The sequence below is a fragment of the Virgibacillus sp. genome (assembly GCF_013393565.1).
In the GTDB taxonomy this organism is placed as follows: domain Bacteria; phylum Bacillota; class Bacilli; order Bacillales; family Amphibacillaceae; genus Virgibacillus; species Virgibacillus dokdonensis.
This window is the reverse complement of the sequence record NZ_JABXHF010000002.1, coordinates 17,157-33,280: the sequence shown is the minus strand read 5'-3', so window position 1 is coordinate 33,280 and position 16,124 is coordinate 17,157. Positions and strand designations below refer to the sequence as shown.

Genomic DNA, 16,124 nt, shown 5'->3' with positions numbered 1-16,124 from the left:
CGGCTGTTTTGACATCGTTTTTTACTGAAAAAACGATTCTACGACAGATTGAGAGACGTCGGATAATTGTTTGTATTGATAGATTGGCTGTTTATCTTTGTCAATGACGACGGAACGTACCCCTTCATAAAAATCATTTGTTTTCAAGAAATTTTTAGCAATAATCAGATCGGTTTCCAAACATTCTGTTAAAGTTTGGTTCTCTCCACGAATTAGCTGCTCTAAAGTAACTTTTAGAGAAATAGGTGATTTAGAGAGAATCGTATTTTTTGTTTCTGTCGCAAATGGACTGTCATCTGACGCGAGAGAAGCAACAATTTCTTCTACTGTTTGATGTGCGAAATGACGGTTAACTTTCTCTTGATGCTGCGCCAAATTACTTTCACATTCTAATTTAGTTTCGAAGCTTTTTATCAATTGAGTTAATTTTTGTTCTGTTTCTGTTTCTTGCAGCCAATTTATATCATAAACTGCTTTGATTAGTGGTTCTATCTGAGATGTTGATAGATGGTAATCAGCAGCATTAGCATATAGAATGTCTGCACCTTTTATAATATCCGACGTTAGTGCCAAATACCGTCCAATGTAGCCAGGGGCTTGATTAAGGAAGTATGCAGCACCGACATCTGGGAAAAAGCTAATGTTCATTTCAGGCATCGCCCATTTTGTTTTTTCTGTTATGATACGATGGCTAGCTCCGTAAGAGAGTCCAACGCCACCTCCCATGACAACACCATCGAGCAATGCAATTATTGGCTTTGGGAAATTAGCGACGAAATTATCCGTTGCGTATTCAATTTCAAAAAATTCCATTGCTTTTTCAAACGTTTCCTCATTTTCTTTTGCTTGATATAATGTTTTTATATCTCCACCAGCACAAAACCCTTTTTGTCCTTCACTATTTAAAATAATTAATTGCACATCAGAATCATTTTCCCATTCTAGCAATCTATCATAAATTGGCGAAAGCATACCTTCTGTTAACGAATTAATTGCTTTTGGTCTATTTAATGTAATTGTTGCAATGCCATGTTCTTTCTTGGAAAATAAAACATCGCTCATCTTCCTATGACCTCCTATGTATTATTGGTGGCGAAAATTGGGTTTGCGTTTTTCGACAAAAGCCTGAACGCCTTCTTTAGCATCTTCTGTTAGGAATAATTCACCAAAGATTTCCTTTTCTCTCTGTAATCCATCAGAAAAAGATTTCTGTGCCCCCTGAACGACGCTTTCAACAGCTCTTGTAACACTTTGCATACTATTTCCTTCTACAAAAGAACGGGCAATCGTCTTCGCTGTTGACATTAGCTCGTCACTAGAAACTTTTGCTTGAACAATACCTAGCTCTAGTGCTTTATCACTGTCTATATGTTTTCCGGTAAGAATTAATTCTAACGCAGTGGCTACGCTAGTAATTCGCGAAAGACGTTGTGTTCCGCCGAACGATGGGACAAGTCCAAGTTTTACTTCAGGTAAGCCAATTGTTGCTTTTTCAGATGCAATTCGGAAGTGGCAGCCCATTGCTACTTCTAAACCTCCGCCAAGTGCTGGTCCATTTATTGCTGCAATTACCGGTTTTGTCATAAATTCCAATTCATTGCATAAATCCTGTCCCGCTTTAGACATATCAATTCCTTTTTGATAATCTCCCATTGCTGGTACAAACTCTTTAATATTAGCCCCAGCAGCAAAAAATTTGCCTGCTCCAGTTAAAATAATAGCATGTACATTGGAATCGTCTTGAAATTGTTTTAAAATGGTACGTAATTCCGTAATCATTGTTGATGATAGGGCGTTAGCTGGTGGTGAATCTAAGGCCAAGATAGCGATATTTTCTTCATAGGTTACTGTAACGTGATTAAATTCCATAGTAAGTTCCTCCTTCAATTTCATCAACAGTCCTGTTTCTTAATTAAAGCAAATCCTATGCCAAAGTTTACAAAGTGTATAAAAACAGAGAAGAATGTAGCTAATATAGTTAATTGCAAAGCTTTAATTCCTTTTTTAAACATAGGGTAAGCAAACAAAAAATCATGTATAACTGTCTACACAATTATACATGATTTAAAAGCAATTCTACAAATTACTATTCAACTTGCCATTTGTAAGGTGTCTGCATTTTAAACGTTAATTAAGTACATGTATCATGCCGCATTTTATCACGACATAGATGTTATAAGGTACTGCATTTTAGACATTGAACGGGAAAGAAAACGATAAATGTTAACCAATAACACGGTAATTTTTATGAGCTACAACAGTAGTAGAATAACCGTTGTTTAACTCAGCCAAATTCTGTGCTTTTGAAATATCGACAATGATACTTTGCTTACAGCTTGAAGGTAGTACTTTTCCTTGTAAAAGTACATCCTCTCTTTTAAATTCGATAATATCACCTGGCTTAGCTGTTTTTGTATCAGGTTTAAACATAGTATTTCCTCCTTTTAAACAGAATTGATGGAAAAAAGGTCATTGAATTTGTTTGCTATGGAGTAGCTGTATTTGTTTTTTTAGTGTTTCTAATTCTCGTGTTTGTTCTTTATACTTGTGTTCTAACGCATGAAATGATTCGGTAAGTTGATTCATGTTCGTTACGGTCAAACCAATGGTTTGCATCATACAACGAATCGTTTCTTTGTCTTCTGTCTGATAAACAGTTGATGCTGATTTATTTTCTATGCTTGTGAATTCAGATAGTAATAAATTTTCAATCTCTGTAAAACTATACTGCTCTTGTTTACATTGTTTAATGTATTTTAGAACATCAATTGCTTCAGGAAGATAGTAATTTTCATCCTCTTCCTGTGCTTTAGGTACATACATGGCAAATTGTTCTATCCATGTTGCCAGAATGGATGGTGGAACACCTACAATATGTGATAATCCTTGAAGGCTAAGTAATTCCACTACTGTCACCACTTTCTTGTTTGTCCAAACACTTATTTCATACAGTTGTGTTATTTAACAAGGCTTGTTTGAAATCTATCTTACCCTTGTCAAAAATTATGAACTTTACGATCTATCATAATGGATGGAGACGGTAGTATTATGTGAAAAATGTGGAATAAATAAGTAATTTTCTTTGGAATGTCTAGAAAAAGGTGATAGCTGTCATTGCTTAGGTTTGTATTGGGTGATTTTTTCGACTGAGATATCGTGTGTTAACGCTTCTGCTCATTATGAGAGTAAAAAAAAGTATAAGATTTCTTTGGTTTATAGTATGAAGCAAAACGATGCCGTTTTATTCAGCAGAGGTGATTGCTAAGTTTTTATGACAACGTTTTTCGTGTTGAGTTTGCATGCACCGAGTCGCTATTACAACTTCTTGACATAAGCTAATTCCTCTAAAAACTTGAAGTAATTTTATCATGAAAAGATATTTCTGAAAAGAAGAAAAATGAACATATGAATTTTTACGAATAGTATACGTTGCGACATGTCTTTAAAAAGTTACATCATAAAATGGGTTGACGGTACCTGAATTTTTGTAATATACTTTATTCAACAATGTTGAATAAAAATAAACATAATCGAATACATGTGAATCTTATATTGGAAAATAACAACATCGTCGTAATCTCATATTATGGATTGAAAGCGCATTCTAAATTAGCTTTGTATGTACTTATTAATAAATTTTTAAAGTACACAGGCATGAACCATTGTTTTGACTACTATTGGAAGATTAAGAGAGGGGGAGAAAAGTGAATTATCCTGACTATATTTGGCTTAAAGAAGTAGGACCAAGAGATGGGCTACAAAATGAGGAAGCGTTTATTGAGACGGACGATAAGGTTAAATGGATCAATATGTTGTCTGAGTCTGGGATTGATGAGATTGAATATTCTTCATTTGTTCATCCAAAATGGATCCCACAGCTGAGGGATGCTCGAGAAGTAGGGAGAAAAATAAAACGAAATAAGAACGTCTTTTATTCCGCGCTTGTGCCAAATCTAAAAGGTTTAGAGCATGCATTAGAAGTGGGGATTGATGGAGCATCCATATTTATGTCTGTAAGTGAAACACATAATAAAAAAAATATTAATAAATCTATTTCAGAAACGTATCCAGTATTGTATGAAGTAATCAAAGAAGCAAAGCAAGCCAATAAATATGTGACTGGTTATGTGTCAACGGTTTTCGATTGTCCTTATGAAGGTAAAGTGGACCCTGAACATGTTATTCGTGTATGTAATCAGCTAATGGAAGATGGTGTAGACGCAATTTCATTAGGAGATACAATTGGAACAGCAGTCCCTTCACAAGTTGAAGCCCTCTTAGAACGGATGTTGACGGAGTTTAGCTCGGAGCAGTTAATCATGCATTTTCATGATACAAGAGGGATGGCGATAGCGAATATTTTAACATCTCTACGATATGGAATCACTCGTTTTGATAGTTCTGTAGGAGGGTTAGGTGGTTGTCCATACGCAAGAGGAGCGGCAGGAAATGTGGCAACAAATGATGTACTTTATTTGTTGCACGGTCTAGGTATAAAAACAGGCATTAAAGAAGATAAAATGCAACAAGCGGCTTTATTTATTCAAGATAAAATTGGCAAGAAATTACCAAGTAAAACAGTAGCTTCACAAGCAAACGATTATAAAAAGACAGTATAAAGCTTTTTCTAACGAAACGGTATGATATTACTAGGAATGATTGTTTTGAAAAACGCTAGAAATCCAAAAAATGTTCATCTACCTGTAGCTCCCTATGTGCATCAAATCGAAATTTCAAACCCAATGAGGTGGTTAACTATTTCTGAGCAATTAGGTATGGGTGTAGATGGAAATGTTCCAGAAAGTCCATTAGAGCAAATGGAATTGGCGTTTCAAAATATAGATAATAATTTAGTTGCAGCTAATATGGAAATAAAAGATATTACGAAATTAGTATTTTACCTTAGTTGAAAATATAGATGCAGAAGCTCGAAAAAAGTGATTAGTGATTTTCTTGGTGATCATTTGCCATGTACTACGATAGTGTATGTAGTAGCTTTATCAGCTCCGCAATTTAAAGTTGAAATAGATGCTTGGGCGTGCAAAGAATGATAACTTCATATGAAACTAGAAGTTAAGAGTTTAATATGAAATATTTCTATGTTTTGTTCCACTATAGAAAATACACATTTTAGTATAAGCAAAAACGAAGGCTATCGCCATAAAGTTTGGCGACTAGGCCTTCGTTTTTCTAATGCCATGCCCCGCCCCGCTGCAATTAGTAAAAAAGTAATTTATTTGGTATTGACCGAATTTGTTTTATCTTATATGATGTTAATGTACTTCGCGCAATCGTTTGCGCTATATATGCTAAAATGTTATTGGATTATTCATTATTTTGTTTCGAATACGTTGTATATTTTAGTATATACAGAATATTATAAAAGAAAACGATTGCACATTATGTTTTTTTATTACGATAGAGAAAGGGAGAAAGCATGAAGAATATAATTTCATTTGATTTTTGGCAGAAGTTAGGAAAGGCTTTACTCGTTGTAGTGGCTGTTATGCCTGCAGCTGGAATCATGATTTCTTTAGGAAAAGTTTTAGGCATAACTGGGGATATTTCTTTTATCCTTGCAGCTGGACGAGTAATGGAAGATATAGGTTGGGCAATTATAAATAATTTACATATATTATTTGCAGTTGCTATTGGTGGTGCTTGGGCAAAAGAGAGAGCTGGTGGATCTTTTGCTGCACTCCTCGCCTTTATTCTAATTAACCGAATTACAGGTGCTGTTTTTGGTGTAACAAATGACATGTTTACCGATGCAAAAGCTACCGTACGTTCTTTATTTGGAAGCGACCTCATAGTAGCTAATTACTTTACAACCGTATTAGGTGCTCCAGCGTTAAATATGGGAGTATTTATTGGTATTATTTCCGGGTTTGTGGGGGCGATCATTTATAACAAATACTATAATTACAGCAAGTTACCACAAGCATTATCTTTTTTTAATGGGAAAAGATTCGTCCCGTTTGTAGTGATTCTTTGGTCTGTTATCATCGCGCTTGTGATGTCAGTCGTATGGCCTTTTATTCAAGGATTAATTAATGACTTCGGAGTGTGGTTAGCGAATTCAAAAGATGCTGCACCATTCTTAGCTCCTTTTACGATGGGAATGCTTGAACGGTTATTGCTTCCGTTTGGATTACATCATATGTTAACTGTTCCAATTAATTATACGGAATTAGGTGGCACCTATACCGTTTTAACAGGTGCGACAGCAGGTGAAATCGTAGCTGGGCAAGATCCACTATGGTTAGCTTGGGTATCTGACTTAGTAAATTTAAAAGCTAATGGTGACACAACAGCTTATCATCAATTAATGCAAGATGTAACACCAGCAAGGTTTAAAATGGGACAAATGATTTTATCCACCGCTGTGTTAATGGGAGCAGCTTTAGCAATGTATCGTAATGTGGATAAAGACAAACGTGTAACATATAAATCGATGTTCTTTTCAGCAGGTATAGCTGTATTTATTACTGGTGTAACAGAGCCACTTGAATTTATGTTTATGTTTGCGGCTCCATTACTTTACTTTGTTTATGCTATCGTAGCAGGGCTGAGCTTTGCTATTGTTGATTTGATTCATTTACGTTTACATTCGTTTGGGTTAGTTGAGTTTTTTACCAGGTTACCAATGGCTTTAAATGCAGGGCTTTTAGGAGATGTTATCAACTTTGTACTCACTTGTATGGTGTTCTTCGTGTTAAGTTACTTTCTGTTTTACTTTTTCATTAAAAAAATGAATTTAGCAACGCCAGGCCGAGCTGGTAATTATTCAGATGATGAAATGGAAAAAGGCGGAGCTGTTCAAGGAGATGAAGAGGTAGTCGCTATTGTAAACATGTTAGGTGGGAAAGAAAACATTGATGAGGTAGATGCATGTATGACCAGATTACGTGTGTCGTTGAAAGATGTAGAACAAGTAGCGCCAGAAGCAGTTTGGAAAAAAACAGGTGCTATGGGGTTAGTAGTTAGAGGGACAGGTATTCAAGCAATATATGGCCCGAAAGCAGATGTGTTGAAATCGAAAGTGATTGATTATCTGGAGGATAGACCGTGAGGCTGTTAACGTTAAATTGCCATTCTTGGCTAGAAGATTCGCAACTAGATAAGCTCTCCATTCTAGCAGAAGCAATTCATAATCAATCCTATGACGTTATTGCGTTGCAGGAAGTGAATCAAACCATTACTGCAAAAAAAGTGAGCGAGAACTTGAAAGCAGATAACTTTATTCTATTGCTACAAAATGAATTACAAGCATTAGGGTCAACGTATGAATTCATTTGGGACTATGCACATCTTGCTTATGATCGATTTGAAGAAGGAGTTGCTTTATTAACAAAGCATAAGGTAGTAAATAGACAAGCATTCTTTGTGAGTGAAAGTGAAGATACAAGCTATTGGAAGGCTCGAAAAGTGGTTGGCATGACAATAGATATAAACGGAAAAGAAGTGGACTTTTATTCCTGTCATATGGGCTGGTGGAACGATAATGCAGAGCCTTTTAAAAGGCAAATGGATCGACTAGTCCAGTCCGTCCCTAAGGATCGGCTCCATTTCTTAGTAGGTGACTTTAATAATGAAGCATCATTAGAAAATGAAGGATATGATTATGTTCAAGATTTAGGTTATTTTGACACTTATCATTTAGCTAAAGAAAGAGACTTAGGCGTTACAGTTTGTGGTGATATTGCTGGTTGGCAAGATAGTCTTACGAATAAACGGATTGATTATATTTTCTCTTCCGCAAAGGTTGAAGTCATTCGTTCGCAAGTGATTTTTAATGGAATGAATTTGCCCATTATTTCTGACCATTATGGCGTAGATGTCACCATCAATATATAAAGGGAATTTGCCGAAATAACAAATAATTTTGATTATGAAGTAGAAATATAGAAAAGGTAAGAAGGAGAAGACAGCAATGAGAAGAATTTGGTGGAAAGAAGCAACTGCTTATCAAGTTTATCCACGTAGCTTTATGGATTCAAATGGGGATGGCATTGGCGATATACCCGGTGTCATTCAAAGGCTCGATTATTTAAAGGATTTGGGAATTGATGTCATTTGGCTAAGCCCCGTTTATCAATCACCCAATGATGATAATGGGTATGATATTAGTGATTATCAAGCAATCATGCCTGAGTTTGGAACGATGGAAGATTTTGATCAATTAGTAGCTGAAGTTCATCAGCGTGGAATGAAATTGATTATGGACTTAGTAATTAACCATACATCTGATGAGCATCCGTGGTTTATTGAATCAAAATCATCAACAGATAATCCATACCGAGATTATTATATTTGGCATGCAGGAAAAAATGGGAAAGAGCCAAATAATTGGGCTTCTATTTTTGGTGGATCTGCATGGGAATATGATAAACAAACAAAAGCCTATTATTTACATGTTTTTTCCAAAAAGCAACCTGATTTAAATTGGGAAAATCCTACTGTACGTAAAAGTTTATATGATATGGTGAACTGGTGGTTAGATAAAGGCATTGATGGCTTTCGTGTAGATGCTATTTCACATATTAAAAAAGCGCCTGGTTTTCCTGATCTGCCGAATCCAGATAATAAAAAGTATGTGCCGTCTTTTGCAGGTCACATGAACCAAGCTGGTATTCATACTTTTTTAGAAGAATTGAAAAAGGAGACCTTTTCCAACTATGATATTATGACTGTCGGTGAAGCAAATGGGGTTACCATCGATGATGCTCACTTATGGGTTGGTGAAGAGCAAGGTAAATTTAATATGGTGTTTCAATTTGAACATTTGGATTTGTGGGGGAAAAGCGTTACAGGTGGCTTAGATGTGCACGCTTTAAAACAAAAATTGACAAAATGGCAAAAGGGATTAGAGGGAAATGGATGGAATGCTTTATTTTTAGAAAATCACGATCAACCTCGCTCTGTATCGACGTGGGGTGATGATGAAGTTTACTGGGAAGAATCTGCCAAATGTCTTGCCACACTTTACTTTTTAATGCAGGGGACGCCTTTTATATACCAAGGTCAAGAAATTGGTATGACAAATGTTCAATTTGATTCTATTGACGATTATAATGATGTATCTATTAAAAATATGTATGCGGAAGAACTGGAAAATGGAAAAAGTCATGAGGAAATCATGGGAATTATTTGGAAAAATGGTCGTGATAACTCGAGAACCCCAATGCAATGGAATAATCAAGCCAACGCTGGTTTTACAACGGGGACGCCGTGGTTGAAGATAAATCCAAATTATAAACAAATTAATGTTGAACAGCAACAAACAGACGGTAACTCCATCTACCATTATTATCGTAACATGGTTCAGATAAGAAAAGAAAACGATGTATTCATCTATGGACGTTATGAGCTTATTTTGGAAGATCATGACCAAATCTATGCATATACGAGAACGTTGGATAATCAACAAATGCTTGTATTAACAAATCTATTTGCTGAGAAAACTACCTTTAAATTACCAAAAACGATTACATCTAAAGAAGGGAAACTGCTTTTATCTAATTATAAAGTTGACGCGTCTGGATCGTTGGAACAGATAACTTTAAAACCGTATGAAGCTAGAGTGTATGAATTAATTTGAGTACGCTAAAAGAAAGTTAAGTGACACCGCACGTAGTTTAGCGGATCGCTTAATTTTCTTTTTTTGTACTATAAGACAGCGAAGAAAGAGCTTTCGATAAGATGCTGCTTTTTTTCAGTTAGGTTCTTGGTTTGAAGAACGTGATAGAAAAGAGCAGGACAGTAAGCAATAGCGTGGTAGTTGTTAGATTTTCTAGTACAAATAAACGACAGTTGATACTGTTAGGTTAGCGGAGGAAGAGCACAGAGAAAATGAACAGTCCTTTTCTTCGGGCGACGTTTCGCAGGCTTAGCTTTGCTTGTACTATGGAGAAACGCAGTGGGAAGCCCCTGCCGGGAAAAAAGCGAACTGCTTTCTTTTGTGGAGGCTGAGCTTGGTTCCTAGTAGTTGTAGTGTTTTTCCGCAGTTGTCACTATCTACATTACGCTTGTGCTTTTTATAAAACAATTGTTGTATTAACGCCAGTAATAGTGTATATAATAGAGTGGAAAATATAGAGGTTATAATTAGTTGAGAAAAGCTTGACATATACAAATATTTGACGGCAATTTTCTTCTATTCTATGATTAAATATATTTATGTACCCTTTATTCCAATAGAAAATTTACAAAAAGACTATCGCAAAATTTGAAAGAATGCGGGCTGAACAAATCTTATTGGAGATGACAGTACCTACATACCTAGTTTGTTCACAAGTCTTAGGTATTTTAGGGCTTATACATAACCCAAGCTTTTCTAAGACTACGAACAATTAGTGTGAGATAAAAGAACATCTTTAATAATGGAAGATCCACTAATAAAGTATGAGAAAAGAAATGTTATACATGGAAGGAGCGAGCTGCTATAAATCTGAATAACATTGGAGCAAAAATAAAGCAAATGCGTTTACGTGCAAGGAAAACGCAACAACAGGTCGCGGATGAATGTGATATATCCAAAAGTTTACTGTCAAAAATAGAAAACGGACAGACAGCTTCAGCAATTGCTACTTTATCTAAAATAAGTGAAGCGTTAAACGTGCCACTATCATGGCTTTTAGATGACCAAGAAGATCGTGATCTGGTATTACTCCCTTCTAGTAAACGGCAATTTAAAGTTGGGGACGACAATATGGGGTATTCCTATGAATTGTTGGCGAACCGTTCTCCATTCACAGGCGTTGAACCGACAATTGTATATGTTACGCCGAGGGATATGAATGTAAGGGAAGAGTCTTATACCCATTCTCAAGATGAATTCATCTATGTATTGGAAGGTGCGATTCATTTGCGTTATGAAGGTAGAAAACATTATATGGAACAAGGGGATAGCGCTTATTTTAAAGGGGATAAACCTCATTTATTTATTCCAGTCAATAATGAACCTGCACGTGTACTAACTATTTTTATTGATAATCAATTGTAAATCCAGTCAAACTTCCATCCGTGGCGTTTTTTTACTATAGGAAGGTTTATAGTTATAAGAAAATTTGCTTTCTCTATAAATATTTAGCGATAAAACAAGTTGATCTAAACCTTCCACGGATGGTTTGAACTGGATATTTTAGGCAGTAGGATCCGTTTGTACGAAGGTTCTAAGTAGTAAAAGAAATAGCCGAAAAAAGTAGGAAGCCACCATTTACTTCGCCTCCTAGTAGTGAAGGTATTATCCCTGCGTGAAAGTGGATGATAGCAGAACATAGTGTAAATAAAGCAACGCTCCTATCAATTCTCCGACGCTCTCCGTTTTTTACACGATAGGAAAGTTAAACGAAGACTTTCTCCATAAAAATTTCTCGATATGCCGCCGATTTTTTCCATAGAACTAATCATTTGTCGAAATGCATAAAAATTTAATGGGTTTATCTGTCTTATTAAACCAATAATGTGGTTTAGAAGAGTCAAGAAATACACAATCATATGGGTGTAAAACATTCACATAATTATCTACTTCAATAGTTAAGGTGCCTTCTAGGACAAACAAAAATTCCTGTCCCTTATGAGAAAAGTTGTTACCACGATTTGCACCAGGGTCGAGAATAATTAAATTTGGAATAAACGCGGGATCTTTCATGTCTCCTGATAAATTCTTATAAATAAATCTATTTTCCGTCAAGTTTGCTGTGTCTACAGTATTTCTAGTGATTGTAGAACGCGAGTCATCATCCTCTTCCGAGAAAAAATAGCTCGGATTTACATCAAGTGATTCTGAAATTTTTTTAAGTGACTCTAAAGTAGCAGAGGTTTTTCCGTGCTCTAATTGTGATAAGAAGCTAATCGATAGCCCTGTTTCCTCAGAGATGTTTTTTAACGTTAATTTTTTTCTCTTTCGCAGCTTGTTTACTCTTTTTCCTATATGTGTTGTCTGTCTCATCGTTTGCCCTCCTCCACACCATTTCTTATAAGATATATCTTTTAATTTAGAGAATAAAAGCGTTTTTATACCAATGAAAGGTATATATAAACACTTTATTTATAAAAATGAGCGTTCTTCCCTAAGAATCAGTTGACGAAAAAGATGAAACTATCTTATAATTTAGTTAACCATAATTTAAGTAATACTTAAATAGTTTCGCGTTAAATTGTGTGAAAATTACTATCGTTTGCAATTTAGTATGTGTTCAAATGCAGTTTTGCTGAAGGGGGATGCGGCGCTTTAATAGTTAAATTATGGTTGAACAAATTGCAATATTTGAAAACGCTTCCTGTAGAGTGGCGAAAATATTGAAGGAGGTTTTTGTATGGTAGTAGCTTACAAACATGAACCATTTACAGATTTTACAGTTGAAGAAAATAGGCAGGAAATGGTAAAAGCCTTGGAAAAAGTTGAAAAAGATCTTGGAAAAGAATATCCGTTAATTATTGGTGGAGAGAGAATTACGACAGAAGAAAAAATTATCTCTGTAAACCCTGCAAATAAAGATGAAGTTGTTGGTTATGTTTCCAAAGCAAATCAAGCGTTAGCAGAAAAAGCAATGCAAACAGCAGATGAAACATTTGCATCGTGGCGTAAATCAGATCCAAAGTTTCGCGCTGATTTGTTATTTCGTGCAGCTGCCATTATTCGTCGCAGAAAGCACGAATTTACTGCACACTTAGTGAAAGAAGGTGGCAAACCTTGGAAGGAAGCAGATGCTGATACCGCGGAAGCGATTGACTTTTTGGAATACTATGGAAGGCAAATGCTTACATTAAAAGACGGCATTAAAATAAATAGTCGTCCTATTGAACATAATCAATTTCACTACATCCCACTCGGTGTTGGTGTTGTTATCTCACCTTGGAACTTCTTATTTGCCATTATGGCAGGTACAACTGCTGCTGCTATGGTAACTGGGAATACAGTGTTGCTAAAGCCAGCTAGTGCTACACCTGTAATCGCTTATAAATTTATGGAAGTGCTCGAAGAAGCTGGTCTTCCAGCTGGTGTCATCAATTTTATTCCTGGGTCAGGCAAAGACGTTGGGGATTATTTAGTGGATCATCCGCGAACACGTTTTGTAAGCTTTACAGGCTCTCGTGAAGTTGGGACCCGTATTTTTGAACGAGCTGCTGTTGTACATGAAGGTCAAAAGTGGCTGAAGCGAACAATTATTGAAATGGGTGGAAAAGATACCATCGTCGTCGATCGTGAAGCTGATTTAGAATTGGCTGCCCAGTCCATTGTTCAATCTGCTTTTGGTTTCTCTGGACAAAAATGTTCTGCTTGTTCTCGTGCTGTTATTCATGAGGACGTGTATGAAGAAGTGAAAACCCGTGTTGTAGAGTTAACAGAGGCGTTAACGGTAGGTGACCCAGTAGACTATACAAATTATATGGGGCCGGTTATTGACCAAGCCGCATATGATAAAATAATGGGGTATATTGATATTGGTAAGCAGGAAGGAGAGCTTATCGCAGGTGGTGAAGGTGATGATAGCAAAGGTTGGTTTATAAAGCCAACTGTATTCGCCGATGTAGATTCGAAAGGTCGGATTATGCAAGAAGAGATATTCGGTCCTGTTGTCGGTCTTACGCAAGCTAAAGATTTTACGGAAGCAATTGAAATTGCAAATAATACCGAGTATGGTCTGACTGGTGCTGTTATTACAAACAATCGTGCTCATCTTGAACAAGCGAGAGAGGATTTTCATGTTGGAAACCTTTACTTTAATCGCGGCTGCACAGCAGCAATTGTAGGTTATCAACCATTCGGTGGATTTAATATGTCTGGAACGGATTCCAAAGCAGGAGGGCCGGACTACTTGATACACCACATGCAAGGTAAAACAACTTCAGAAATGTTTTAATTCTTAAAGTAAATAGGGCATTCTTGCCAAATTGAATAGTCACATCTCCCTCTGTTTGTGCATAACGACAGAGGGAGATAGTTTAATTACAATATAATAAGGCATTTGACGCTATCTCGTTATTAGAAAAACTTGGTTTATCTTCAGTCTCTCTATGGCGAAAAATGCTGCCGTTTTTCTTATACGATAAAGCCTAAAATTTTATACTTCCCTATAGTACAAAATAAAATGATAGCAACCAAAGCTTAGAGATAGTCGGGAGGGGAAAGTTCATGGAACAAATAATGCGAAATTTCTTTTTGTTTCTATCTAATAATAAAACTTTAACAAAAGTTGCAAAAAAATATGGCTTTCGTTTTGGAGCTTCACGTTTTGTCGCAGGGATAAATATTCAGGAAGCTGCGAAAAAAATAAAGGCTTTAAATGAAAAAGGTTTTGTTGTCACTGTGGACCACTTAGGGGAGTTTATAGATAGTGTATCAGAGGCTAGACAGTCTGCGGAGGAATGTGTCAAAGCAATTGAAATAATTGCTAAAGAAGACTTACAATCCGAATTATCTTTAAAGCTTACTTCACTTGGGTTAGATATATCTCATGAGCTTGTGATGGAGAATATGCACAAAATATTACAAGCAGGTAAAGAAAATGATGTTATTGTCACGATAGATATGGAAGACTATGCACGATTAGAGAAAACGTTACAGATTTTTACGAGTCTTAAACAGGAATATGATAATGTGGGAACTGTATTGCAAGCCTATTTATACCGTGTTGAAGAAGATTTGGAAGCACTAAACCTATATAACCCATACTTACGATTAGTAAAGGGGGCATATAAGGAATCAGAAGAAGTTGCTTTTCCAAATAAATCGGATGTAGATACGAATTATAAAAAAGTGATTAAGCAGAACTTGTTAAACGGTAATTATACGGCAATAGCTACCCATGATGATGAAATCATTGCTTATACAAAAGAGCTGGAGCAAACGTATCAAATTTCCCGTGAGCAGTTTGAGTTTCAAATGCTTTATGGAATTCGACTTGAGCTTCAGAAGCAATTACTAAAAGAAGGGTACAAAGTACGTGTATATATGCCTTATGGCGCTGATTGGTTCGGCTATAATATGCGAAGATTAGCTGAAAGGCCTGCTAATGTGGCTTTCGTAATAAAAGGAATTTTTAAGAAATAAGCGGAAAGGAATCCTATATGTTAATTTTATCGGAAAAAGAAATACGAGAAAATTATTTTATGCTCGATGCAATAAAAGATTTGAAGCAAGGGTTACAAGCAAAAAATAATGCAATGATTAAAAATCCGCATCGGACAGTTATACATCTTCCAACGTTCAATGGCTCCAATTTATATATGCCAAGTGCGGATGTATCGTTAGATATTGCTTCTGTTAAAGTAGTAAGTATTTTTCCGGATAATCCAAACCAACAAAAACCGACTACCCAGGGTGTATTAATGCTGACAAATGCTACCGATGGAGAACATATTTGTTTCATGAATGCATCTTTTTTAACAAGATTACGTACCGGTGCTTTAAGTGCTATTGCTACAGATAAGTTAGCTCGTGCGAACGCCAAAGTATTGGGAGTGATCGGAACGGGATCGATGGCTTTTGAACAAGTACTTGGTATATTAGCTGTTAGGGATATAGAAGAAATTATCTTATATAATCGTACATTAGAAAAAGCTTTCGCATTTAAGGATAAATTAATCGAATGGGGAGTAAATAACTCCATACAAGTAGTACAAACTGTCAAATCTGTCATGAAATCTGCTGATATTGTTAACTGTAGCACGAGATCTAATACACCGGTGTTTGCTGGTGAAGATATTCAGCCAGGCACACATATTAACGGGGTAGGTTCCTTTCTTCCTACAATGAGAGAGGTAGATGTAAAAACAATTAAAAGAGCTGATCAAATCGTAGTAGACGATTTGGATAGTGCAAAAGAAGAAGCGGGAGAACTGATTTATGCTGCTAGTCAAAGTAATTGGGATTTTTCCAAGGTGTTTGCGGAATTAAATGAACTGATTCGACAGGAGCATATTATTCGCCCATCTGATGAGGCAATCACTTTTTTTAAATCCGTCGGTACGGCTTACTTTGACTTAGCTGTAGCAAGGGGTATTTATGCGAAAGCTCTTTCGATTGGCTTTGGAAAAACAGTTGATTTTGCTTGAATCGTACGTTGAAAAGAAGTGGAGTTCGCTTTTTTTTCGGAAAGTAACTTTTAATAACATTA

Annotated in this window: 13 protein-coding genes and 1 pseudogene; 9 read left to right on the top strand and 5 right to left on the bottom strand. The window is 36.0% G+C overall.

Translation table 11 applies throughout. The features are described 5' to 3' along the window. Positions 1–21: 21 nt before the first annotated feature. The 4 genes from HLX49_RS00765 to HLX49_RS00750 form a co-directional block, all read right to left on the bottom strand. Entirely contained in the window at positions 22–1,062 is a 1,041-nt protein-coding gene (locus HLX49_RS00765) for an enoyl-CoA hydratase/isomerase family protein (protein WP_101933644.1), read from the bottom strand. A 21-nt stretch (positions 1,063–1,083) separates the two neighbouring features. Next, on the bottom strand, positions 1,084–1,869 hold the full coding sequence (locus HLX49_RS00760) for an enoyl-CoA hydratase-related protein (protein ID WP_077702952.1): 786 nt from the start codon (positions 1,867–1,869) through the stop codon (positions 1,084–1,086). 354 nt (positions 1,870–2,223) lie between these two features. After that, on the bottom strand, positions 2,224–2,430 hold the full coding sequence (locus tag HLX49_RS00755) for a YkvS family protein (RefSeq protein ID WP_073005924.1): 207 nt from the start codon (positions 2,428–2,430) through the stop codon (positions 2,224–2,226). Between the two features lie 39 nt (positions 2,431–2,469). Next, complete coding sequence (locus HLX49_RS00750) at positions 2,470–2,919, bottom strand: MerR family transcriptional regulator (protein WP_296360439.1); 450 nt, start codon at positions 2,917–2,919, stop codon at positions 2,470–2,472. Between the two features lie 785 nt (positions 2,920–3,704). Here HLX49_RS00750 and HLX49_RS00745 point away from each other — a divergent pair. The 6 genes and pseudogenes from HLX49_RS00745 (at position 3,705) to HLX49_RS00720 (ending at position 11,005) form a co-directional block, all read left to right on the top strand. Beyond that, positions 3,705–4,619 carry a hydroxymethylglutaryl-CoA lyase gene (locus HLX49_RS00745; protein WP_077702954.1) on the top strand — a complete coding sequence of 305 codons (915 nt, stop codon included), beginning with the start codon at positions 3,705–3,707 and terminating at the stop codon, positions 4,617–4,619. 45 nt (positions 4,620–4,664) lie between these two features. Beyond that, positions 4,665–5,051, top strand: a pseudogene (locus HLX49_RS00740) (RidA family protein). Positions 5,052–5,437: 386 nt separating this feature from the next. After that, positions 5,438–7,072: a PTS transporter subunit IIBC gene (locus HLX49_RS00735; RefSeq protein ID WP_296360437.1), complete on the top strand. Its 1,635-nt coding sequence runs from the start codon at positions 5,438–5,440 to the stop codon at positions 7,070–7,072. After that, a complete protein-coding gene (locus HLX49_RS00730) occupies positions 7,069–7,857 on the top strand; it encodes an endonuclease/exonuclease/phosphatase family protein (RefSeq protein WP_077702957.1) in 789 nt (262 codons plus the stop codon). The genes HLX49_RS00735 and HLX49_RS00730 overlap by 4 nt, the downstream gene beginning before the upstream one ends. Before the next feature lie 76 nt (positions 7,858–7,933). Continuing rightward, complete coding sequence (locus HLX49_RS00725) at positions 7,934–9,601, top strand: glycoside hydrolase family 13 protein (protein ID WP_296360435.1); 1,668 nt, start codon at positions 7,934–7,936, stop codon at positions 9,599–9,601. Between the two features lie 843 nt (positions 9,602–10,444). After that, complete coding sequence (locus tag HLX49_RS00720; RefSeq protein ID WP_296360516.1) at positions 10,445–11,005, top strand: helix-turn-helix domain-containing protein; 561 nt, start codon at positions 10,445–10,447, stop codon at positions 11,003–11,005. Between the two features lie 399 nt (positions 11,006–11,404). On the opposite strand, the gene HLX49_RS00715 is transcribed toward HLX49_RS00720, so the two are convergent. Next, positions 11,405–11,953, bottom strand: a complete 549-nt coding sequence (locus tag HLX49_RS00715; RefSeq protein WP_077702960.1) for a helix-turn-helix domain-containing protein — start codon at positions 11,951–11,953, stop codon at positions 11,405–11,407. 367 nt (positions 11,954–12,320) lie between these two features. On the opposite strand from HLX49_RS00715, the gene pruA reads away from it, so the two are divergent. The 3 genes from pruA to HLX49_RS00700 all read left to right on the top strand — a co-directional run bounded on the left by pruA (position 12,321) and on the right by HLX49_RS00700 (position 16,062). Then, the gene (gene pruA / locus HLX49_RS00710) at positions 12,321–13,868 is read left to right on the top strand and encodes an L-glutamate gamma-semialdehyde dehydrogenase (protein ID WP_296360433.1); all 1,548 of its coding nucleotides are present in this window, start codon (positions 12,321–12,323) and stop codon (positions 13,866–13,868) included. Between the two features lie 272 nt (positions 13,869–14,140). Further along, complete coding sequence (locus HLX49_RS00705) at positions 14,141–15,058, top strand: proline dehydrogenase family protein (RefSeq protein ID WP_101933651.1); 918 nt, start codon at positions 14,141–14,143, stop codon at positions 15,056–15,058. Between the two features lie 17 nt (positions 15,059–15,075). Then, positions 15,076–16,062 (top strand): ornithine cyclodeaminase family protein, encoded by a 987-nt coding sequence (locus HLX49_RS00700; protein WP_101933652.1) that lies wholly within the window; start codon positions 15,076–15,078, stop codon positions 16,060–16,062. The last annotated feature ends 62 nt before the right edge of the window (positions 16,063–16,124 follow it).